General features: G+C 71.1%; 21 protein-coding genes. 17 read left to right on the top strand and 4 right to left on the bottom strand.

Features of this window, described 5'->3' with window-relative positions; translation table 11 throughout:
- The first annotated feature begins 17 nt into the window (after positions 1-17).
- The 11 genes from ABTV91_RS13825 to ABTV91_RS13875 all read left to right on the top strand — a co-directional run bounded on the left by ABTV91_RS13825 (position 18) and on the right by ABTV91_RS13875 (position 11,144).
- Positions 18-362 (top strand): SAF domain-containing protein, encoded by a 345-nt coding sequence (locus ABTV91_RS13825; protein ID WP_433851937.1) that lies wholly within the window; start codon positions 18-20, stop codon positions 360-362.
- A 17-nt stretch (positions 363-379) separates the two neighbouring features.
- Positions 380-1,066 (top strand): RcpC/CpaB family pilus assembly protein, encoded by a 687-nt coding sequence (locus tag ABTV91_RS13830; protein WP_433851938.1) that lies wholly within the window; start codon positions 380-382, stop codon positions 1,064-1,066.
- 118 nt (positions 1,067-1,184) lie between these two features.
- Positions 1,185-2,399: a type II and III secretion system protein family protein gene (locus ABTV91_RS13835; RefSeq protein WP_433851939.1), complete on the top strand. Its 1,215-nt coding sequence runs from the start codon at positions 1,185-1,187 to the stop codon at positions 2,397-2,399.
- 425 nt (positions 2,400-2,824) lie between these two features.
- Positions 2,825-3,685: an AAA family ATPase gene (locus ABTV91_RS13840; RefSeq protein ID WP_433851940.1), complete on the top strand. Its 861-nt coding sequence runs from the start codon at positions 2,825-2,827 to the stop codon at positions 3,683-3,685.
- A 2-nt stretch (positions 3,686-3,687) separates the two neighbouring features.
- Positions 3,688-5,040, top strand: a complete 1,353-nt coding sequence (locus ABTV91_RS13845) for a CpaF family protein (RefSeq protein ID WP_433851941.1) — start codon at positions 3,688-3,690, stop codon at positions 5,038-5,040.
- Complete coding sequence (locus tag ABTV91_RS13850; protein WP_433851942.1) at positions 5,037-5,954, top strand: type II secretion system F family protein; 918 nt, start codon at positions 5,037-5,039, stop codon at positions 5,952-5,954. The genes ABTV91_RS13845 and ABTV91_RS13850 overlap by 4 nt, the downstream gene beginning before the upstream one ends.
- A 49-nt stretch (positions 5,955-6,003) precedes the next feature.
- Positions 6,004-6,939, top strand: coding sequence for a type II secretion system F family protein (locus tag ABTV91_RS13855; protein ID WP_433851943.1), 936 nt, complete (start codon positions 6,004-6,006; stop codon positions 6,937-6,939).
- Positions 6,940-7,341: 402 nt separating this feature from the next.
- Positions 7,342-7,728: a hypothetical protein gene (locus ABTV91_RS13860; RefSeq protein ID WP_433851944.1), complete on the top strand. Its 387-nt coding sequence runs from the start codon at positions 7,342-7,344 to the stop codon at positions 7,726-7,728.
- On the top strand, positions 7,725-8,078 hold the full coding sequence (locus ABTV91_RS13865; RefSeq protein WP_433851945.1) for a DUF3613 domain-containing protein: 354 nt from the start codon (positions 7,725-7,727) through the stop codon (positions 8,076-8,078). The genes ABTV91_RS13860 and ABTV91_RS13865 overlap by 4 nt, the downstream gene beginning before the upstream one ends.
- 88 nt (positions 8,079-8,166) lie before the next feature.
- Complete coding sequence (locus ABTV91_RS13870; protein WP_433851946.1) at positions 8,167-10,263, top strand: TadG family pilus assembly protein; 2,097 nt, start codon at positions 8,167-8,169, stop codon at positions 10,261-10,263.
- A gap of 140 nt (positions 10,264-10,403) precedes the next feature.
- Positions 10,404-11,144: a DUF2968 domain-containing protein gene (locus ABTV91_RS13875; RefSeq protein WP_433851947.1), complete on the top strand. Its 741-nt coding sequence runs from the start codon at positions 10,404-10,406 to the stop codon at positions 11,142-11,144.
- 81 nt (positions 11,145-11,225) lie between these two features.
- Here the strand turns inward: ABTV91_RS13875 and ABTV91_RS13880 are convergent, their stop codons facing one another.
- Genes ABTV91_RS13880 through ABTV91_RS13890 form a run of 3 tightly spaced genes read right to left on the bottom strand, consistent with a single transcriptional unit; the run spans position 11,226 to position 12,555 of the window.
- Positions 11,226-11,438, bottom strand: coding sequence for a helix-turn-helix transcriptional regulator (locus ABTV91_RS13880; RefSeq protein WP_433851948.1), 213 nt, complete (start codon positions 11,436-11,438; stop codon positions 11,226-11,228).
- A complete protein-coding gene (locus ABTV91_RS13885; RefSeq protein ID WP_433851949.1) occupies positions 11,435-11,911 on the bottom strand; it encodes a hypothetical protein in 477 nt (158 codons plus the stop codon). Before ABTV91_RS13885 ends, ABTV91_RS13880 begins: the two co-directional genes overlap by 4 nt.
- Entirely contained in the window at positions 11,908-12,555 is a 648-nt protein-coding gene (locus ABTV91_RS13890) for a hypothetical protein (RefSeq protein ID WP_433851950.1), read from the bottom strand. Before ABTV91_RS13890 ends, ABTV91_RS13885 begins: the two co-directional genes overlap by 4 nt.
- A 122-nt stretch (positions 12,556-12,677) precedes the next feature.
- On the opposite strand from ABTV91_RS13890, the gene trxA reads away from it, so the two are divergent.
- From trxA to ABTV91_RS13910, 4 genes are all read left to right on the top strand, one after another.
- Positions 12,678-13,541, top strand: a complete 864-nt coding sequence (trxA, locus tag ABTV91_RS13895) for a thioredoxin (RefSeq protein ID WP_433851951.1) — start codon at positions 12,678-12,680, stop codon at positions 13,539-13,541.
- 159 nt (positions 13,542-13,700) lie between these two features.
- Positions 13,701-15,368, top strand: a complete 1,668-nt coding sequence (locus tag ABTV91_RS13900) for a FecR domain-containing protein (RefSeq protein ID WP_433851952.1) — start codon at positions 13,701-13,703, stop codon at positions 15,366-15,368.
- Positions 15,365-16,996 (top strand): CHASE2 domain-containing protein, encoded by a 1,632-nt coding sequence (locus ABTV91_RS13905; protein WP_433851953.1) that lies wholly within the window; start codon positions 15,365-15,367, stop codon positions 16,994-16,996. The genes ABTV91_RS13900 and ABTV91_RS13905 overlap by 4 nt, the downstream gene beginning before the upstream one ends.
- Before the next feature lie 64 nt (positions 16,997-17,060).
- Positions 17,061-17,525, top strand: coding sequence for a DUF4442 domain-containing protein (locus ABTV91_RS13910; protein ID WP_433851954.1), 465 nt, complete (start codon positions 17,061-17,063; stop codon positions 17,523-17,525).
- 47 nt (positions 17,526-17,572) lie between these two features.
- Here ABTV91_RS13910 and ABTV91_RS13915 read toward each other — a convergent pair whose 3' ends face one another.
- Positions 17,573-19,021, bottom strand: a complete 1,449-nt coding sequence (locus ABTV91_RS13915; RefSeq protein WP_433851955.1) for a hypothetical protein — start codon at positions 19,019-19,021, stop codon at positions 17,573-17,575.
- Between the two features lie 34 nt (positions 19,022-19,055).
- Here ABTV91_RS13915 and ABTV91_RS13920 point away from each other — a divergent pair, with 34 nt between their 5' ends.
- A complete protein-coding gene (locus ABTV91_RS13920) occupies positions 19,056-19,733 on the top strand; it encodes a DUF502 domain-containing protein (RefSeq protein ID WP_433851956.1) in 678 nt (225 codons plus the stop codon).
- A gap of 167 nt (positions 19,734-19,900) precedes the next feature.
- Positions 19,901-21,811, top strand: coding sequence for a DUF885 domain-containing protein (locus ABTV91_RS13925; RefSeq protein ID WP_433851957.1), 1,911 nt, complete (start codon positions 19,901-19,903; stop codon positions 21,809-21,811).
- Positions 21,812-21,829: the final 18 nt, after the last annotated feature.

Consider the following 21,829-nt stretch of genomic DNA (forward strand, 5'->3'; position numbering starts at 1 on the left):
CCTGCAAGGGGACCACCATGCCCAAGGCCATTCGAATCACCGCGGTACTGCTCCTGGCGATGGCCTTGCTGCTGGCGGTCATCGCCATCGGCATCGGGCGGCGTTCGTCGCATGCCGTGCAGGTCGCTTCGCCGGCGGCCGATCCCGCCCCGCGCTACGACGTGGTCGTGGCCGCGCGGCCGCTGACCGCCGGCATGCCGCTGTCGGCCAACGACCTGGCCGTCGCCACGCAGGCCGAACGCCCCTCCGGCACCTTCGTCTACGTCGGCGAGGCCACCGGCGGCGTCCTGCTGCAGGACGTCGCCGCCGGGCAGCCGGTGCCGCGCAGCGGGGTGTCGCGCGGCATCGCGCCCTGGCGCTGAATCCCGGCGAACGGGCGGTGGCGGTGCCGGTGGACGAACTGGCCAGCGCCGGCAACCGGGTGTCGCCGGGCGACCACGTGGATGTGTTCATGAGCCTGCCCGGGGTGGCCGACGCCGGCGGTTCCCGCCAGGGCGGCACGCAGGCGCGCCTGCTGCTGTCGCGCCTGCGCGTACTCGGCTACGGCGACCGCGACATGCTGTCGGCCACGCCCACCGTCGCCACGCCGGCGCAGGAAGACGCGAAGCCGCCGGAACCGGGCAGCCGCGCCGCGTCCATCGTGGGACCGGGCAGCAGCGGCGCTGCGGGCCAGACCGCGACGCCGGCAAGGACGGCGGTGCTGGCGGTGCCGGTGGAGATGATCGGACGCCTGCTGCTCGGCGCGCAGGGCGGCAAGCTGTTCCTCGCCCTGCGCAACCCGATCGACACGGCGGTGGCCGACAACACGCTTTTCGTGGCGCCAGCCCCGGTGCTGCCCTGCGCCGCGGGCTGGACAGCATGGCGACCGAGGAGGCGCAGCGCCCGGAGAACCAGGCCTTCGCCGGCGTCGACCTGGGCGGCCTGGCCGGCACCAGAAGCGCCCTGCCCGCCGCGGCCAACGCGGCGCCGCAGCGCACGTTCCAGCGGCGCGCGCGCGCACCGGCGGCGGCATCGCATCGAGGTCGTACGCGGTTCCAGCCCCGCCACCCCGCTGTCCTCGCCATGAAAGGGAGTTCGACCATGGCCACGCCCCCCCCCCCCGCCTCCCATCACGCCTCCTGATCCGGCTGCTCCTGTCGGCGGCCGCGCCGGTCGCCTGCCTGCCGGCCGCGGCCCTGGCGCAGATGGCGGCGACCGACGCCGTGCAGCTGGAGCTCCACGAGCAGCGGCCGTGGACGCTGCCCGAGGACGTGGAACGGATCGCCATCGCCGACCCGGAAATCGCCGACGTCACGTCCCTGCGCGACCGGCGCCACGTGCTGCTGGTCGGCAAGAACAGCGGCAGCACCACGCTGATGCTGTGGCAGCGCGGGCAGCCCGCGCCGACCCGCATCCGCGTCGACGTGCGCAGTGCGGTGCAGCGCGGCCTGCTCGACGCCCGCTCTCCAGCGGTCGCGGTGCAGGACGGGCAGGCGCTGCTGCAGGGCCAAACGCCTTCGTTGCTGGCGCACGAAGCCGCGCGCAAGGCCGCCGCCAGCGCGGTCGGCGAGAAGGGCGTGGTCAACGACGTGTCCACCATCGCCAGCGGCGGCGTGGTGCAGGTGGAAGTGAAGGTGGTCGAGTTCAACCGCAGCGTGCTGCGCCAGATCGGCCTGAACTTCAGGAACACCAACGGCGGTTTCAGCTACGGCGTCGCCTCGCCCACGTCGGCTAGCGGCGGCGCGCTGTCCTCGGCCTTCAAGCTGGTCGCCAGCTCCCTCCCCCACAACTGGAACGCCAGCATCGACCTGCTGCAGAGCAACGGCATGGCACGCGTACTGGCCGAACCCACCCTGGTGGCGCTGTCCGGCCAGAGCGCGAGTTTCCTGGCCGGCGGCGAACTGCCCATCCTCGAACCGCAGGGCCTGGGCACCACGACGGTGACGTTCAAGCCCTTCGGCATCGGCCTGACGGTCACGCCCACGGTGCTGGCGCCGGACCGCATCGCGCTGAAGGTGGCTCCGGAGGCCAGCGACCTGGACTACACGCGCGGCATCACCCTGGACGGCGTGCAGATCCCGGCCATCTCCACCCGGCGCGCGGACACCACCGTCGAACTGGGCGATGGCGAGAGCTTCGTCATCGGTGGCCTGGTGAGCAGCCAGCTGTCGTCGATGGTCAACAAGATTCCGCTGCTGGGCGACATCCCGGTGATCGGCTCGTTCTTCCGCAACCTGGACTACAAACGCGAGGACAAGGAACTGGTGATCGTGGTCACCCCGCGCCTGGTGCGGCCGTTGGCCAGGGGCACGGACATCCCGCTGCCGGGCCAGCGCGAGTCCCAGCCGCGCCTGCCGGTGTGGGGCTCGTGGCTGCTGCATCCGGCCTCACCCGACCAGTTGCCCGGCTTCTCCCGCTGACATAGCCGCCATGCCATCGGTCGTGCCCCTGCCGCTCATGCACCAGACCCCGACACTGCAACTGGTGCTCTACGCCCCCGACAACCGCCACATGGCGCGGCTCGGTTCGACGCTGTCCGGGCACGCCCGGCTGGCGTGGGTGGACAGCCGCGACGTGCCGCCGTCGCAGCTCGCCGCGACCGCCGCCGGTGCGCCGCTGGTCCTGCTCGACTACTGCGGCGGCAATGCCGGCTATTCGTCCGACCTGGCGCGGCAGCTGATCGCCGGCGGATGCCCGCTGCCATTGGTGGGGGTGGGCAGCGAAGGACCGGAACAGGCCCGCCACCTGCTGGTGGCGATGCGCGCCGGCGTGCGCGATTTCATCGACATCGACAACAGCGCCGCGCAGATGCTCGAAGTATTCGACCGCGTCGCCACGCGCAGCCGTGCCTGCGCCGGCGATCGCCACCACGCCCGCCGCGCCGGCGCCCGCGCCCGCCGGGCGCCTGGTCGTGTTGCACGTGCACGGCGTGCGCCCCGGCGTCGGCGCCAGCATGCTCGCGGTCCATCTCGGCGCGCAGCTGGCCGCGCGCTTCAACCATCCCGGCAGCGGCGGGCAGCGCGCCAACCAGGTGCTGCTGCTGGACCTGGGCCAACCGCACGGCGACGGCGCGCTCTACCTGGGCATGGAAAGCCATTTCGGCTACGAGGAAGCGCTGCGCCACGTCGAACGCATCGACTCCACCTTCGCCACCACCGCGCTGGCCCATCACGCCAGCGGCCTGGCGCTGCTGGGCATGGCCGGCACCGCGCTGCCGCCGGTGCACGAGCCGACGGCGCTGCTGAAGCAGCTGCGCGGCATCTTCCCGCTCGCCCTCGCCGATACTGGCGGCCTGCCGATGTCGCAGGTGCCCAGCGCGCTGCTGAGGCAGGCCCACGAGATCTGGCTGGTCGCCGACCAGGGCATCGGCACGCTGGTCTCGCTGGACCAGGCGGTACGCGACCTGGAACAGCGCGAACTGCGCGACGAGCGCCTGCAGCTGGTGGTCAACCGCTACGACCCCGACGGCGGGCTGAGCGACCGGCAGATCGCCGAGCGTTTCGACCTGCCGCTGCTGGCGACCGTGCCCGAACGCAGCCGGGCGCTGCGCGCCAGCACCGGGCTGGGCCGCCTGCTGACCGAAAGCGCGCCGCGCGACCCGTACGTGCGGGCGCTGCAGCCGCTGCTGCAGCACCTGGCCGGCGGCCGCGACGCGGCGCCGATCGTCTCTCCCCTCGCCCGCCTCGCTTCTCTCCTGGGTCGCTAACCATGGAAGACAAAGTCACTCCCCTGCCGCAGCGCATGGCGCCCGCCGCCGAAGCGGAGGCGCCGCCGCCGGGCGTGCCGTTCGAGCAGACCGAGCAGTTCCAGAGCATGCTCTCGGCCGCGCACGAGTACCTGCTCAACCACATCGAGGACGAGCGCGTCGACATCGACGCCTGGTCGCCGTCGACCATCGCCAGGTTCGTGCAGGCGCAGACCGCCGCCTTCGTCAAGGAATGGCGGATCCCGGTCAACGCCCAGGAAATGGAAACCGTCGCCACGGCCCTGCAGAAGGAGCTGATCGGCTTCGGCCCGCTGGACGACCTGCTGCGCGACCCGGAGATCGAGGACATCCTGATCAACGGCTACAAGGACGTGCACGTGTCCAGCGGCGGCGTGCTGCAGCGCGCGCCGCAGCGCTTCAGCGACGACCGCCACCTGCTGCGCATCCTGCGCCGGATCATCGCCCCGCTCGGCCGGCGCCTGGACGATTCCAATCCCATGGTCGACGCGCGCCTGCCCAATGGCGGCCGCCTCAACGCGATCATCTCGCCGCTGGCCGTGGACGGGCCGATGGTCTCGATCCGCAAGTTCCGCAAGGACCCGTTCACGCCCGACGAACTGCTCGGCCGCGGCGCGTTCGACAAGCCCATCTACGCGCTGCTCAACGCGATGGTGCGCGGCCGCTGCAACATCCTGATCTCCGGCGGCACCAGTTCCGGCAAGACCTCGCTGCTCAACGCGCTGGCCACCTTCATCCCGCACAACGAGCGCGTCATCACCATCGAGGACACCGCCGAACTGTCGCTCAACCACCCGCACGTGGTGCGCCTGGAAAGCCGCCTGGGCGGCTTCGACGGCAGCGGCGCGGTCGGCATCCGCGACCTGGTGCGCAACAGCCTGCGCATGCGTCCGGACCGGATCGTGGTGGGCGAAGTGCGCGGCGCCGAAGTGCTGGAGATGCTGCAGGCGATGAACACCGGCCACGACGGCTCGATGGCCACCATCCACGCCAACTCGCCGCGCGACTGCCTGTACCGGCTGGAGATGCTGGCCGGCTTCGCCGGCTTCCAGGGCAGCGAGGAAAGCCTGCGCCGGCAGATCGCCAGCGCCATCGACTTCATCGTGCAGATCTCGCGCCTGGGCAACGGCCGCCGCGTGATCCTGTCCATCACCGAGATCACCGGGGTCAGCGACAACATCATCAGCAGCCAGGAGCTGTTCAAACACGAAAGCTGGATCGACAACGACAGCCGCGAACGCGACCGCTGGCTCGGCCTGGGTTTCCACCCGCATTGCCACAAGCTCGAGCCGTTCCGCATGGAGCTGCGCCAGGCCGCGCTGGGGGAACTGCCGTGACCCTGGCCCTGCTGATGGCCAGCATCGCCCTGCTGCTGGCGGTCGGCGCCCTCCACCTGTGGTGGGGCGTGGCCGCGCGCCAGCAGCAGCGTGCCGCCGCCCTGCATGCCGAAACCCGGCTGGCGCCGGCCGGCGCCGGCAAGCCGGGCAATGCGTCGCCGGCCGTTCCGCAGGTGCCGCGGCAACGCTGGGCCGAACCGCTGCGGCGTGCCGGGCTGGGCGATGGCCGGCGCACGCTGGTCCTGCTGGCGCTGCCCGCCCTGGTCCTGCCGGTCGCCGCCGGCATGCGCCTGGGCTCGGCGTGGTTCGGCGCGCTGACCCTGCTGCTGTACGCGCTGGGCACGGGCCTGTGGCTGCAGCGCCGCATCGAGAAGACGCGCCAGCGGCTGGTCGCGCAGATGCCGGATTTCCTGGAGAACATGGTGCGCATGGCCGGCATCGGCAACAGCCTGTCCATGGCGTTCCAGAGCGCGACGCAGAACGTCACCCCACCGCTGCGCCCGATCCTCGACAACGCGCTGGGCTACACCCGCGCCGGCATGGACCTGGACCGCGCCCTGCTGCAGGCGGCGCAGGCGTACCGGCTGCAGCCGCTGGAAATGCTGTCGGTGATCCTGGGCACCAGCATCCGCATCGGCGGCCGCAGCGACCAGATCCTGCAGCGCATGAGCGATTTCATGCGCGACATGGAGGAGGTGCAGCGCGAACTGCAGGCCACGACCTCCGAGACGCGCATGTCCGCCTGGGTGCTGGGCCTGCTGCCGGTGGTCTCGGCCCTGTTCATGGCCGTGCTCAATCCGGACTTCTTCCAGCCCATGTTCCATGAGCCGCTGGGGCGGAAGATCCTGCTGCTGGCGGTCGCGCTGGAAGCGACCGGCGCGTTCGTGCTGTACCGGCTGGCGAAGTCGATATGAGCCGATGCCCGCCCCTGCCGGCGTCCCGCCGCACCCGCGAGGCCGGCGCATGAACCTGCTCTTCGCCCTGGCGGTGGCCTGCGTGGCGCTGGCGCTGCTGCTGGGCGCCGCCGGCCTGTTGTTCCAGGACCGGCGCGCGCGGCAGGTCAAGGCGACGCTGCAGCATGCGCTGGAGCATGCGCAGAAAGCGCCGGCGCCGGCGCCGCGTGGCCGCTGGCAGGCGCTGCTGGCCGAGCTCAGCGCCATCGGCGACAACTTCGAGGGCAGCCGGCTGCAGAAGATGCTGCTGGCGCCGGAGGACCGGCTGCTGCTCGAGCAGGTCGGCTGGAACCATCATTCCGGCGCTGCGGCGTTCCTGGCGCTGCGCGTGCTGCTGGCCGCGCTGCTGCCCGTGCTCGGCCTGCTGCTGATCCAGCCGCACGGTCTGCGCGCGGGCGCCCTCGTGGTGTGTGGATGCGCGCTCGGCATCCTGCTGCCCAAGCTGGCGCTGCGCGCCTGGGCCGGCCGCCTGCGGCGCAGGGTCGACGACGAGCTGCCGCTGCTGATCGACCTGCTGCGCCTGCTGCAGGGCATCGGCTTCAGCATCGACCAGAGCCTGCAGATGATCGGCGACAAGCTGCAGGTGGCGATCCCGACGCTGGGGCGCGAGATCCAGCAGGCCAACGCGGCCTACACCCGCGGCCGCAGCCGCGCGCAGTCGCTGCGCCGGCTTTCGGAGGATTTCGGCAACGACGACCTGCGCAGCCTGGTGCAGATGGTGCTGCAGGTGCACCAGCACGGCGGCGCAGTGCAGGAGCCGCTCAAACAGTTCGGCATGCGGCTGCGCGAACAGCGGCGGATGAAGATGAAGGAAAAGGTGGGGAAACTGTCCGTGAAGATGACCGTGGTGATGATGCTGACCCTGTTGCCGGCGCTGATGCTGGTGCTGTCCGGCCCAGCCATCCTGGCCCTGGCAAGCGCGCTCGCCGGGATGGGAAAGTCATGAAGCGCAGGGCGCCGGCGTCGCTGCTCGTCCTGCTGCTGCCGGCCTGCGCGCACGGCGGCATGGCCTATCGCCCGCCGCCGGCGGAACCGGCCGGCGAACCGGCGCCGCAGGACGACCGCGCCATGTACCTGGCGCTGATCCGGCAGATGCAGGACCAGGGCGCCTACTACGCCTCGCTGGCGCACGTGGAGGCCTTCCGCACGCGCTTCGGCGATACGCCCGCGCTGCGTCTGCTGGAAGCCGACGCGCTGCGCGAAACCGGCAACGGCGAGTCGGCGGCAGCGCTCTACCGCGGCCTGCTGCGCGGCGCGCAGGCCGCGCCCGCCCGCCTGGCATGGGCTCGGCCGGGTCGCAGCCGCCGCCGGCAGGCGCGACGACGCGTGGCAGGCGCTGGCCCAGGCGGTGCGGCTGGAGCCGCTGGAACCGCGCTATCTGGGCGACCTCGGCTTCGCGCTGCTGCAGGCCGGCCGCGTTGCCGACGCCCGCGCGCCGTTGGCCAAGGCCGCCGAACTCGCGCCCGGCAATTCGCGCGCGGTCGCCAACCTGGCGCTGTGGGCGCTGCTGTCCGACCAGCCGGCTGTCGCCGACGCGATCATGCGCCGTGCCGAGCTTGCCGAGCCGGTTCGGGGCGAGGTCATGCGCCTGTACGGTGCCCTGCGCGCGCCGGCGACGGCGGCCGCAACGCCGGCCCCGCCGGTGGCCGCGGGCGATGCCACTTCGCGTCCGCCGGGCTCGATGCTCGAGCGTTTCACCCCTTCCTCCGACCGCCCCGATGAGGTGCTGCCATGACACGCCCCGCCTTCGTGCTGTGCCTGCTGCTGGCGACGCCCGCGCACGCGCAGCACCCGCCGCTAACCGCGCGTACCGACATGCCGGCCGTCGCGCCGCAGCCGGCCGCGCCAGAGCCGGCGTCCGCAACGCCGGCCGCGGACGCACCGGCCCGCTCCCAGATCGGCGACACCACCCGGGCGCTGCTGCGGCTGCAGGCCGAAGGCACGCAGGCCGGCAATGCGCTGCCGATGCTGGGCGAGGCGGCCAGCCGCAGCTACCAGCGCCATCTGGACAGCTTCAAGCACCCGGTTCCCGAATATTTCGACGCCGCGCTGCCCACCTCGGGAAGCGGCCGGTCCGGACGCTGAGGCGCCGCCATGACCGCGCGCCCCCCCCGCAACCGGCCCGCGCCGGCCGCGCGCGTTTCCCCCCTGTCCAGCGCGCGGCGGCGGCTCGGTGATGATGATGTTGCTGCTGCTCAGCCTGGTGGCGATCCTCGGCCTGGTGGAGATCGGCCATCTCTACTGGGCCAAGCGCGAGGCGCAGAAGGTCGCCGACCTCGCCGCGCTGGCCGGCGCGCAGCGGCTGGAACTGTGCAGCGCCGACAACCAGGACAACCGCGCCGCGCGCCAGAACGCGATGGAAGAGAACCGGTTCGCCGGCAGCATCACCGTGCGCTGCGGCAACTGGGGGGTGGCCAACCCGGCGGCCGACCACTTCGCCGAAACGGTCGACGACGAACATCCGCTCAACGCGGTGAAGATCACCGCACGCCGCGCGGCCGTCCCGTTCTTCGGCCAGAACGCGGGCCTTCCGGACGTGCAGGCGCAGGCCGTGGCCAGGCGTACGCCGCCGAGCGCGGTGTTCACCGTCGGCTCGCAGCTGCTGCGGGTCAACGGCAACTCGCCGCTGGGCAACGTGCTGCGCCTGGCCGGCGTCAACGTCGATACCGCCACCGTGCTCGCCTACGACGGCCTGGCCCAGGCCAACGTCACCCCGGCCGGCCTGCTGGAGGCGCTGGGATTCCCGGTGGACGTCGACATGAGCGTGGCCGATTTCAACCAGTTCTTGGCCGCGCGCCGGGTTTCGCTCGGCGGGCTGCTCAACGCCACCACCACCGTGCTCGAGCGCAACGGCGCGGCGGGGCTGCGCCTGGATGCGCTGGCCAACCGGATCGGCACGCAGCTGGACCTGGACAGCCTCAGCATCCCGCTCGGCGGCAGCGATCCGGTCGGCGGCCTGTTCGCCACCGTGGTCGCGCCGGACGGCACCATCGGCAGCGCGCTGCAGGCCGACGTCAACGCGATGGACCTGGTCACCACCGCCATCGCCATTGCCTCGGACGGCCATGCCGTGGCGGTGGACAACCTGGGCCTGCCCGGCGGAGGCAGCGTGCGCGCCGGCATCGTCGAACCGCCGTCCATCGCCATCGGCGGCGTGGGCGCACGCGCCTACAACGCGCAGGTGCGGCTGGCGATCGACATCGACAGCCAGGACATTCCCCTGCTTGGGCCGAGCCTGTCCGCGCTAGGGACACGTTTGAAACTGCCGATCTACACCGACATCACCAATGCGATGGGCACGCTGACCTCGCTGCAGTGCGGGCAGGCGCCGCCGACGGCCACCGTGCGCGTGGACGCCTCGGTGCTGCGCACCTGCGTGGGCAAGGTGGCCGCCGCCGACGTGTTCTCCAGGAGTGAGGTCTGCGACACGCGCCTGCAGGACGAGCAGCTGCTGACCCTGCTCGGCGTGCCGCTGGTCAACAAGAAAATCAGCATCAACGCGTTGAGCGACAGCCAGAGCCTGACCCTGGCCGCGGGCCAGACCGGTTCGACGCAGGTCAACCCGCTGGCGGTCGGCAGCACGGTCGAACAACTGGTGGACGAACTGCTCAAGGTCCTGTCGCGCATGCTCGATCCCGGTGCCGAGGGAATGAACCAGGCCTCCACCGCCGCCAACCTCGCCGACCGCTTCCTGAAGACCGCCAATCCCGGCGGCGGCCGCTACGACGTGGACCGCACCATCGCCCTGCTGCGCGCTGGAAGCGAAGGGCTTCCGCCGCTCGACTGGACCGTCACCAAGGGCGTGCCCTACGCCTGCCCGCCGCTCAACCTCACCACCTGTTTCCGCGATGGCTCGATCTGGGAAGGCTACCGCGCCACCGCGACCGGCCAGGGACTGGGCGTGCTGAGCGGGCTGCTCGGCACCCTGCTCGGCGGCCTGGCCATCGAGCGCTGCAACAGCCTGCTCGGCAACCTGGACTACAACAACTGCCTCAAGCGCAACCTGACCTCTTACCTCCAGACCGCACCCGATGGCCTGCTCGATGCCTACAGCGGCAGCGGCGTGACCAGTCCGGGCAACGGCCCGGTCACCTGCAACGGCCTGTTGTGCCTGGTCCTCAAGCCTGCGCTCGATTTCCTCAAGCCCCTCCTCAACAGCGTCGGCACCCTGCTTGCCCAGACGCTGACCGAGGTGCTCGGGCTGGAACTGGGCCGCACCGACGTGCACGTGCAGTCGATCCAGTGCACCCCGGCGCAGTTGGTCTACTGAGGGGCCGCGGGTGTGCGCAGAACAGCGACCGGCGATGGATTTCCGGCCGTTTTCCACATGCTAGACTCGGCGCCAATCACCGCCGGCATGGACAGTCCGGCGGTCGTCGCGATCCGGGGGGTTCGAGGACCATGAGAACGATGGATACGTTGCCTGCGTGGCTGTGCGCCACCCTGTTTTTCCTCACTGGCCTGGGCGTCGCGCCCGACGCGCACGCCGGGCGCTGGCAACGCGGCGAGGCCGAGGTGCCCGCCGCGCCGCCGCGCAGCGAGGACACGGTCATCGGCAATACGGTCAGCGACCTGCAGCGGTTGATGGGCAACCGCGAACTGACCGAGATGCGCACCACCTACAACGGCAACTATGGCGCCAGCCTGCTGTTCCATGCCGAGTCGCTGAACTACTACGTCGCCCTGTTCCATGAAAAGGAATTCTGGCGCGTGATCCGCACCGAATCGGCCGAGAGCGCCGAATCGGTGTACCAGACCTTCGTCGACCAGACCAAGGAACTGGCGCAGGTGTACTTGGACACTGTCCGCCTGCAGGCCGGCAAGGCCTACAGCGAGAAGCTGGTGGCGCTCAACGAGCGCCGCCTGCGCGGCCTGCAGCAGGAGGCCGAGCAGCAGCGGCAGCAGTCGCTGCAGGTCAGCAACGCGCTCCAGGAGCGCAAGCAGCAGGCGGTCGCGCTCAGCTCGGACCTGCGCGCCACCAACACCCAGTTGGAAGCGTTGAACCAGCAGATCAAGGCACTGCAGGCCCAGCAGGTCAATCCCGAGCTCTCGCTGCCCGCCACCAGCGCGGCGCCCGCCAGTACGGCGGCCACGCCGGCGCCGGGAAGCGCTCCGGCCGCGGCGATGCCGGAACAGCCGGCGCACCACTGACCTGGCCAGCGCCTCCCGCGCCACGGCCCGCCTGGTGCGGGCCGTTCCGTATCCGCGGCCTGACGCCTGAAGCGCGCGCGCTCAGTCCTGCCAGCGGAACACATCCTCCACGCCGACGCCGAACGCGCGCGCGATGCGGAAAGCCAGTTCCAGCGAAGGCGCGTACCGCCCCGCCTCCAGCGCGATGATGGTCTGCCGGGTCACGCCGCAGGCGTCGGCCAGCGCCTGCTGGGTCATTTCGCCACGTTCGAACCGCAGCCGGCGGATGTCGTTGCCGATCGGGGTGCAGGTCATCGGCGGTCGCGCCCGTAATGCCAGACCATGACCGCCGCGTGCAGGCTCATCAAGATGCAGACCAGCCAGAAGAGGAAATTCCCCAGCCAATGGCCGGTGCGCGAAGCGACGAAGCCGCCAAAGCCCTCCACCACCATCGAAGCGACCACCAGCATGAGCATCAACGCCGCATAGCCAGCCCGCGCGCCGTGCGCCTGGATCGCCTGGTCGCGTTCGTCCACCGCCAGCGTGCGGTCCCTGCGGATGAAGAAGACGTACCCGACCAGGAACAGCCACCAGGCGGGGCCGATGACCTTCGTTTCCGGCCCATCGTCCCCGAAGAACAACTCCCATCCCAGCAGGCCCGCCGCCAGGCCGGACGCGGCCAGCAGCAGCCATGCCGTCTTCTCGTGGCGGTTCATCGCCGCGAGCATCTCTCCTGCCTTCATCCGCCGTTCCTCCACGACATCCCCCATGTCCTGCCGCCGCGTCATGCCCTGGCCCCGTGCCGGTCGCGCCAGTATTGGATCGCCGTCGCCGCGTATTCGACCAGCCAGCTCCCCATCAGCACGAACACCAGCAGGTTGGCGACGACGAACGGCCGGGCCCACTGCAGCTTTTCCGCCGGCGACAGGCCCAGCGTTACGGCGACGCCGATCACGCCGGCGACCAGCGCGCCGCGTCCCCATCCTGCCGCCGCGTGTTCGATGCCGCGGTCGCGTTCGTCGCCGCGCACCGCCTCTTTCCAGCGCGAATCCACTACCCGCGACAGCACGGTCCATGCGACCAGCAGCAGCACCAGGTTGCGCGCGACCGCTGCGGCGTCGGGATCGTTCCAACGCGTCATGTGCAGGAACACCGGCGCCCTGGCGAGGGCATAGACGACCGCCAGCGACATGAAGCCCAGGCCCAGCCAGGCCTTCCATTCGCCCGGCGAACCAGCGCTTTCCAGATCCTCGCGCGTGGCCCGGCCGATGCCGTGCAAGGCCGCCCACATCGTGCCCATCAGCAACAGCACGCCGATGTTGCCGCCGTCCAGGCCCAGCACCCGTGCCGGCCCGGCCAGCAGCAGCCACATCGCCAGCCCCGCCACGACCAGCAGCCCCGCGATCCTTCCCTTGCCCACGATGTCACCCATGGCATACGAAATGTAATGCAGACATTACATCCGGCATCGGCGATGTCAAATATTTTTTACATCGACTTGCATCCCGGCGCTCTGCCACCATCTCGGGCGAGAACTTTCCTGCGAGCGCTGCAATGTCCGACCTGCCCCACGTTTTCGACGCCACGACCGCGACCTTCGAGACCGAAGTCCTGCAGAAATCCCTGCAGGTGCCGGTGCTGGTGGACTTCTGGGCGACCTGGTGCGGGCCGTGCAAGACGCTGGGACCGATCCTGGAGAAACTGGCCGGCGAGTACCACGGCGCGTTCGAGCTGGCCAAGGTGGACGTGGACAAGGAGCAGCAGATCGCCGCGGCCTTCCAGATCCGCTCGGTGCCCACGGTGTTCCTGGTCAAGGACGGCCAGATCGTCGACGGCTTCCCCGGCGCCCTGCCCGAAGGCCAGCTGCGCGAATTCCTGGCCCAGCACGGCGTCGTCCCCGCCGCCGCACCGGCCGACGCCGACGCCGAGGTCGAGGCCGTGCCGCTGGACCCGCAGTCGCAGGTCGCCGCGCTGCGCGAGGCCATCGCCGCCGAGCCGGACAAGGACGAACTGAAGCTGGACCTGGCGCTGGCCCTGATCAAGACCGGTACCGTCGGCGAAGCCGGGCAGCTGCTCGACGCCCTGCCGGCCAACCTGGCCACCGACGACCGCGCGGTGCGCGCCCGCGCTCGCCTGGACTTCCACACCGCGCTGGCCGACGCGCCGCCCGCCGACGCCCTGGCCGCCCGCGTGCAGGCCGACGGCAACGACCTGGAAGCACGCTACCTGCTCGGCATCCACCGCCTGCTGGTCGGCCAGGAGGAGGCCGCGCTGGAGCAGTTCCTGGAGATGCTGCGGATCGACCGCGGCTACCGCGAAGGGCTGCCGCGCAAGGCGCTGATCGATGCGTTCCGCGTGGTCGAGGACGAAGACCTCGTCGGCCGCTACCGCCGCCGGATGTCGTCGCTGCTGTTCTGAAAACGTCATTGCGCGTTCAGGCATTCGAAACGCGGCCTGCCCGATAATGCGCCGTTCATCGTAGTGATGACGCACGGCACTCCCGCCGTGCCATCTGGGGGATGGAGGGCGCCGGGCAGTATCGGGCTCCGGTTCCCGCGACTGAAGGACCGATTGCCCATGATGTTGTCCAAGCTGCGTGCGCTGCGCCTGACTGCCCTGCTCCAGATCGCGCTGGCGACGCTGCCGCTCACGTGCTCGGCCGCGGCCAGCGCGCAGGACTGGACCTACCGGGTAAGGCCGGGCGACACGCTGTGGGACCTGGGCACGCGCTACCTCAAGCCCACGGTGTCGTGGGAAGAACTGCAGAACCACAACGCCGTCCCCAACCCCTACCGCCTGCCGCCGGGCCAGGTGCTGCGCTTCCCCATTGCCTGGCTGCGGGTGGAGCCGGCGCCGGCACGCGTGGTGGCCGTACGCGGCCAGGTCGACATCAGCGGCGGCGATGGCGCCGCCAGCGTCGCCCGCGAAGGCATGCAGCTGCCCATCGGCAGCCGCATCCGCACCGGCGACGACGCCAGCATCACCCTGGCGTTCGCCGACGACTCGCGCCTGTTGCTGCGCGAGAACTCGGAACTGCGCCTGGACCAGCTCAGCAGCTACGGCGCCACCGGCATGGTGGACACGCGCCTGCGCCTGCAGCGCGGCCGCAGCAGCAGCCGGGTGACCCCGGCGCAGGGGCCGGCGTCGCGCTACATGATCACCGCGCCCACCGCCACCAGCAGCGTGCGCGGCACCGTGTTCCGGGTCAGCGCCGGCCAGGGCGGCGACCCGGCCGCGACGGAAGTAGTGGAAGGCCGCGTCCACGTCGGCAACCGCCACGGCCAGCGCATGGTCGAGCCGGGGCAGGCGACGCTGAGCGCCTCCGCCGGCCAGGCGCCGGCGCCGGTGCAGCCGCTGCTAGCCGCGCCGCGGATCGACGAGGCCGGCCTGCGGCTGGAGCCGCTGCCGCTGCTGGCCACCTGGCAGGCGGTGCCGCAGGCGCGCGGCTACCGCGTCGAGGTGGTGCGCGCCGACGCGCCCGACATCCTGCTGTTCGCGCGCGACACCACCGACACCGGCGTCAGCATCGACGACCTGCCACCGGGCCGGCTGCGGCTGCTGGTGCGCGCGGTCGGCGCCGACGGCGTCGAAGGCCACGACAGCAGCCACGACTTCCGCGTGCCCGACGGCCTGCCGCCGCCGCTGACCACCGCACCCGCGCACGGCCAGACCCTGGACCAGGTGCATCCGCGTTTCGCGTGGGCGCAGGTGCCCGGCGCCACCGGCAGCGTGCTGCAGATCGCGCGCGAGCCGGAGTTCCCGCAGCCGCTGGGCGAACGCCGCGAACGCCGCATCGACGCCACCCGGCTGCGCTCGCCGGTCGCACTCGCCCCGGGCGAGTACTACTGGCGGGTCGCGTCGGTGGACGCGCAGGGGCTCGCCGGCCGTTACGGGCAGGCGCTGCCGCTGCGCATCAGCGACGCTCCGGCCGACCCCGGCCTGCAGCCGGCGCAGGCCGAAAAAGGCCAGCTGACACTGCGCTGGCAGGCAGGCGCCGAGGGCCAGCGCTACCGCGTGCAGGTCGACCGCCGCGGCGATTTCAGCGCGCCGCTGCTCGACCGCGAGACCACCACGCCGGAAGTCGCCATGAAGCAGCCCTGGCGTGGCGGCACTCTGCACGTGCGCGTGCAGTACATCGACGACGACGGCTACGCCGGGCCGTTCTCCCAGGCCCAGCAGATCCAGCTGCCATGCAAGCTCTGCTACGGCGTCGGGGCCGGCGCGCTGCTGCTGTTGGCGCTATGAGGACGCTGCTGCTGTCCTGGCCGCAACGGCTGCTGCTGGTCCTCGCCCTCTCGGTGCTGGCCGGGTGGGCCAGCCAGGCGCGCCTGTTCTGGCAGCAGGACGAACGCGTCTACGATCAGCTGGTCGGCAGCTGGGAGTATCCGCCCGACCAACGCCTGGCCATCGTCGCCATCGACGAACGCAGCCTGCAGCAGCTGGGGCAGTGGCCGTGGCCGCGCGGCACCCATGCGCGCCTGCTCGACCGCCTGCACGAGGCGGGCGCGCGCCGCGTCGCGCTGGACCTGATGTTCCCCGAGCCGGACCGCAAGGACGCCACCCAGGACGTGGAACTGGCCGCGGCGATCAAGCGCAGCGGCAACGTCGTGCTGCCGGTGCTGGCGGCATCGGCCAGCGACGAGGCGGTGCCCGAGGAGCTGCTGCCGGTCCCGGTGCTGGCCTCGGCCGCCACCGCTCTGGCGCACACCGACATCGAGGTCGACGGCGACGGCGTCGCCCGCGGCCTGTACCTGAAGGCCGGCGTCGGCTCGGCCTACTGGCCGGCGCTGGGCCTGGCGCTCAGCGGCAAGGACGGCCCGATCCCCGGGCTGGGCGATCCCGCCCCGGAAACCGCCTCGCCCTACCAGTGGCGGCGCGACAACTACGTGCGGCTGCGCTACGCCGGGCCGCCGGGTACTTTCCCGCAGGTGTCCTACATCGACGTGCTCGAAGGCCGGCTGCCGCCCGGGCTGCTGCGCGACCGGCTGGTGATCGTCGGCATGACCGCCAGCGGCATCGCCCCGCGCCTGCTCACGCCGACCTCGCGCGAGAGCTGGATGAGCGGCACCGAGTACCAGGCCAACGTCGCCTCCATGCTGCTCGGCGGGCACGTCGTCCTGCCGCTGGCCCCGGCCGCGCAGGTGGGACTGGTCGCCCTGCTGGTGGCGCTGTGCGCGCTGGGCATGACCGTGCCGCGGCTGCCGCCGTGGCTGGTCGCGGTGGTGTCGCTGCCGCTTCCGCTGCTGCTCAGCCTGCTCCTGCTGCGCGGCTTCAACCTGTGGTTCGCGCCGGCCGCGGCCATCGGCGGCGTCCTGCTGATGCTGCTGGGCTGGGGCCTGTGGCAGATGCGCTACTGGCGCCACCAGGCCCACCGCGATCCGCTCACCGGCCTGGCCAACCGCATGCGCTTCGAGGAAGCGCTGCGCCTGGAGTACGAAGCGGCGCGGCGCAGCGGCCGCCCGCTGAGCCTGGCGCTGATCGACCTGGACAACTTCAAGCACTACAACGACACCTTCGGCCACCACGTCGGCGACCTGGTGCTGCAGCAGACCGCGCGCATGATCGGCGAACTGGCGCGTCGCCCGCGCGACCTGGCCGCCCGCTTCGGCGGCGACGAGTTCGCGCTGATCCTGCCCGACACCGGCAGCGAGGGCGCGGTCCAGCTGATCGAGACCCTGGTCGGCCGTGTCCGCCGCGCCGGCATCGCCGTCGGCAAGGGACGCCAGGCCCGGATCAGCATCACCGCCGGCGTGGGCACCGTCGTGCCGGCGGCAGACGGCCTGCCCGCGCACCTGTTCCGCGATACCGACGCGGCGCTCTACCAGGCCAAGGCAGCGGGCCGCGACGGCTTCCGGGTGGCGGCGGCCGACTGACCGCCGGCAATACCATACGGGTGCGAATGCTAGACTCGGCCTCCCGCCCGCGACCCGCCACGCCATGAAAGCCAGCACGTTCCGCCTCGGCATCAACCTCTGGCCGCCGTTCCTGTTCACCGGCATCCACGTCACCGCCATCGCCGCCGACTACCGCCACGTGCGCGTGGAACTGCGCCAGCGCCCCTGGAACGTCAACTACGTGCGCACCCACTTCGGCGGCAGCCTGTTCGCCATGACCGACCCGTTCTGGATGCTGTGCCTGCTGCAGAACCTCGGGCGCGACTACTACGTGTGGGACAAGGCCGGCGAGATCGAATTCGTCAAACCCGGCAAGGGCACCGTCGCCACCGAATTCCGGCTGGACGCGGCCACGCTCGACGAGGTGCGCGCGGCCACTGCCAATGGCGGCAAGTACCTGCGCTGGTTCGCCAACGACATCCTCGACGCGCGGGGCGAGGTGGTCGCGCGCGTGCGCAAGCAGGTCTACGTGCGGCTCAAGCCGGAAGCGCGCCAGCGCATGCCGTAGGCGGCTTCAATCGCGAATGAAGCCACCCACCCTGCGGTTGCGGTGCATCAGCGGCTGGACAATGCCTGCGGCAATGGCATCCGCAGCATCTGCCCATCCTTGCCATAGGCCGGCGTTTCCAGCGTCGTGCCGTCGGCGGAGGGGGTGATGGGGCGGTATGCGCTGCGCAGCCCGGCGGGCAGGTTGTCCAGGCGTTCGGCCAAGGGCGCGGGCGTCCCCTGCACCGCCTGCCCACGCAGCCACAGCACGGACTGCAGCAGCCGCAGCTGCGCGGCCGTGTCCTGTTGCCGGTGCCCGTACCCCTGGTAAGCAGGGCGGGCGATGTCGCCGAGGATGCAGCCGATGGCGTTGGTCAGGCACTGCGGCTGCCACCACGCCGATGCCGGCACGGACGGGATCGTCAGCTTGCGATCCTCGGCGATGGCCTGCCGGGTTTCCGGGAGACAGGACTCCCCCAGGAACTCGGCCTGCCGGGCAAGGGTTTTCCTGCTGCTGTAGAACAGCCTCATGTGGCGCTGGCTGTCCTCGATCTTCCGGTCCATCAGCGCCGCGAACCCGCGCTGCATGGCGAACTCGCCGCGCATGCCGTTGCACACGCTGGCCTCGTCCGCAGACAACGGCGCGAAAGCCTTGCCGCAGCCCGCAGGCAAGGGCGCGTCCAACGGCAGTTCGGCCAGCACTGCGGCAAACATCTTCGCGTTGGCCGCCAGCATCGCGCTTCCCGTCATCGTCATCAGCAGATTCTCACCCTGCGTCATCAGCATGCGTCCGCTCCCGGCATCGCGGCACAGGCCGGCCATGGCGCGCGCGCTGTCGCCCTGCACATGGGCCAGCGCATGGGCGCTCAGCGGCACCATCAGCTGGCGCATGCCCGGCCACGGCGTGGCTCCCATCTGCGTCAGTGGCGAGCGGTAATGCCCATGGAGCGCCAGCTCGTCCATGCGCGCCAGCAGCGTGGCATGCGGCACCAGTGCGGCGGCGACGGCCTGCGGCCGGCTCCGCACCGCGTCCAGGCAACCCGCTGCGTCCCCGGAACCGCACAGCACCGTGTCCGCGGCGGGCGACGGCCCGCTTTCGCCCGGCAGCGGCGGCGGCGTGCCCGCCTTGTCTTCTGCATCGCCCCGGATGAAGCCGGGGACGTACTGGTCGGCATACCACGCCTCGAACTGCCGGGCATGCTCCTCCATCAGCGCCTGCCGCTGCGCCAGCGGGCCCTCCATCCCCAGCGTGGCGAGGGTGGCATAGGCGTTGCTGCCGGGCAGATCGCGCGGCGCCTCCAACGCGGCCAGGGCGCGCTTCTGCGCCGTCGACAGCGGCCACAGCCAAGAGATCAGCAGGACCACCACGACCAGCAGCAATACCCCCGCCAGTCCACCAAGCACCCGCTGCAATACCTTGCCCATCGTCCTCTCCCTGGAACCTTGCCGCCATCCGCTACTGGACGCGCGACCCAGAACTGTTACATATACGGCAACACAGCGGCACGCAATCGCCACGTCCGGCAACAGGCCGCGACGCTACAATCGGCGCATGTCGCCCGACGCTTCCCCCGCACCCCACCGCCCTTCCCTGCAGCGGCTGTTCCTGACCGGCCTGCTGACCCTGCTGCCGATCTGGCTGACCTGGGTGGTGATCAAGTTCGTATTCGTGCTCCTGTCCGGCATCAGCAGCCCGCTGGTGGTGCCGCTGTCCGAACGCATCGCCGCCTCCTTCCCGCATTACCTGGGCTGGGTGCGGGTGGAATGGATGCAGGACGTGTTCGCCCTGCTCGCCACGCTGCTGGTGATCCTGGTCGTCGGCGCGCTCAGCCGCCGCGTGATCGGCCAGCGCCTGCTGCGCTGGTTCGGCGCGGTGATCCGCCGCATCCCGCTGGCCAGCGTGATCTACGACAGCGCAAAGAAGCTGCTGGACATCCTGCAGACCCAGCCCGGCAGCACCCAGCGCGTGGTGCTGATCGACTTCCCGCACCGCGACATGAAATCGGTGGGCCTGGTGACGCGCGTCATCCGCGAGCACGGCACCGGCCGCGAACTGGCCGCGGTGTACGTGCCGACCACGCCCAACCCGACCTCCGGCTACCTGGAGATCGTGCCGGTTGAACTGCTGACCCCGACCGACTGGAGCGTGGACCAGGCCATGAGCTTCATCATCTCCGGCGGCGCGGTGGCCCCCGAGAGCGTGCCGTTCACCCGGGCTGGGGACCGCTGAAGAGTCAGGAGTGAGTGAAGAGGAGTGAGGAGCGAGGAGAAGCAGGCGATCTCCACCTTCACGTGGACAGCAGCCCTTGCTTCTGCTCTTTCTCACTCCTCACTCCTCTTCCCTGCTCCCCCCGCTCTAGGGCAAGCTCCGGGACCTGTGCGTTTCCGGAACCACCGATGTCCTCCAGCCCGCTTCGCCTTCTCGCGCTAGCCATAGCCTCCGTCCTGATGTTCTCCGCCGCCACACCTGCCGAGGCGGCGAAGAAGAAGAGCCAGCGCCCGACCGCGACGCAATCCCGCGCAGCCAAGCCCAAGGCGCGCAGCAGCCGGCCCGCGGCGCGGCCGGCAGCCCGCCCGGCCCGCGCACCGCTGCCCATCGCCCAGGACAACGCCACCCGCCTGAACCGCCTGTACGACGAGTACTGGGACGCCTCGATGCGGCTGAATCCGCTGCAGGCCACCTTCCAGGGCGATCCGCGCTTCAACGACCAGTTGCCCAACTTCCTGTCGCCGGCCTCGCGCCAGCAGGCGCACGACTTCATGGTCGAATGGCTGGGCAAGGCCGAGGCGGTCGGCAAGGACGGCCTGCAGGGCCAGGACCTGCTCAGCTACGAGATCTTCGTGCGCGACGCGCATACCTCGCTGGCCGCCGAGCAGTACCCGTCGTGGATGCTGCCGATCAATCCCTACAACAACCTGGCCAGCCTGGTCGCGGTGCTGGGTTCGGGCGCCGGCGCGCAGCCGTTCCGCACGGTGAAGGACTACGAGAACTGGTCGCGCCGCTCGCTGGGCGTGCCCGCGTTGTTCGACCAGGCCATCGCCAACATGCGCGAGGGCATGGCCGCCGGCGTGGTGCAGCCGCGCGCGTTGATGGAGAAGGTGCTGCCGCAGCTGGACGCGGTGATCAAGCCGACCGCCGAGGAAAGCATCTTCTGGGCGCCGGTGCGCAACATGCCCGAAGACTTCACGGCCGAGGACCGCGAGCGCCTGACCGCCGAATACAAGCGCATGATCGAGTACCGCCTGCTGCCGGCCTACCGTGCCCTGCGCGGCTTCATCGCCACCCAGTACCTGCCGGCCGCGCGCGTCACCGACGGGCTCGGCGCGCTGCCCGGCGGCCAGGCCTGGTACGCGCATACCGTGTCCAGCCTGACCAATCCCTCGCGCACGCCGGCGGAAATCCACGCGCTGGGCGAGCAGGAGGTCAAGGACCTGCAGGACCGCATCGCCGCGGTGATGAAGGAAGCGAAGATCCGCGGTTCGGTGCAGAAGGCCTTCGCCGCGATGCGCAACGACCGCCAGTTCGCCTTCCGCGACGAGGCCGCGCTGCTGGCGCGCTACCGCGAGGTCGGCCAGCAGGTGGACGCGGCGCTGCCCGCGCTGTTCGACACCCGTCCCAAGGCCACGCTGGAGATCCAGCCGGTGCCGGCCGAACACGCGCTGACCGCCAGCGCCGCCAGCTACCAGCCGCCGGCCTCCGCCGACGGCAGCCAGCCCGGCGTGCTGCAGGTCAACACCCGCGACCTGCCCTCGCGCCGGCGCTGGGCGGTGCCGATGCAGTACCTGCACGAAGGCATCCCCGGCCATCACCTGCAGCTCGGCCTGCAGCAGGAACTGTCCACGCTGCCGCGTTTCCGCCGGCTCGGCGGCGACGTCGCCTTCGTCGAGGGCTGGGGCCTGTACGCCGAATCGCTGGGCGATGAAATGGGCATTTACCGCGATCCCTACGACCGCCTGGGCTACCTGCAGACCACCCTGCTGCGCACCGTGCGCCTGGTCGCCGACACCGGCCTGCACGCGGCCGGCTGGAGCCGCCAGCAGGCGATCGACTACATGGTGAAGAACGCGGACATCAGCGCCGCCGACGCCGCCGCGGAAGTGGAACGCTTCATGGCCCTGCCCGGACAGACGCTGGCCTACCGCGTGGGCGAGATCAAGATCCGGCGCCTGCGCGAGAAGGCGCAGGCCGCGCTGGGCGAACGCTTCGACCCGCGCGAGTTCCACAACGAAATCCTCAAGGACGGCTCGATGCCGTTGGATATCCTGGAAGCCAAGATCGACCGCTGGATCGCCAGCAAGAACCACTGACCCGAGGAGCCGCCATGT

It is taken from the genome of Stenotrophomonas nitritireducens, assembly GCF_050984405.1.
Lineage (GTDB): Bacteria > Pseudomonadota > Gammaproteobacteria > Xanthomonadales > Xanthomonadaceae > Stenotrophomonas > Stenotrophomonas nitritireducens_B.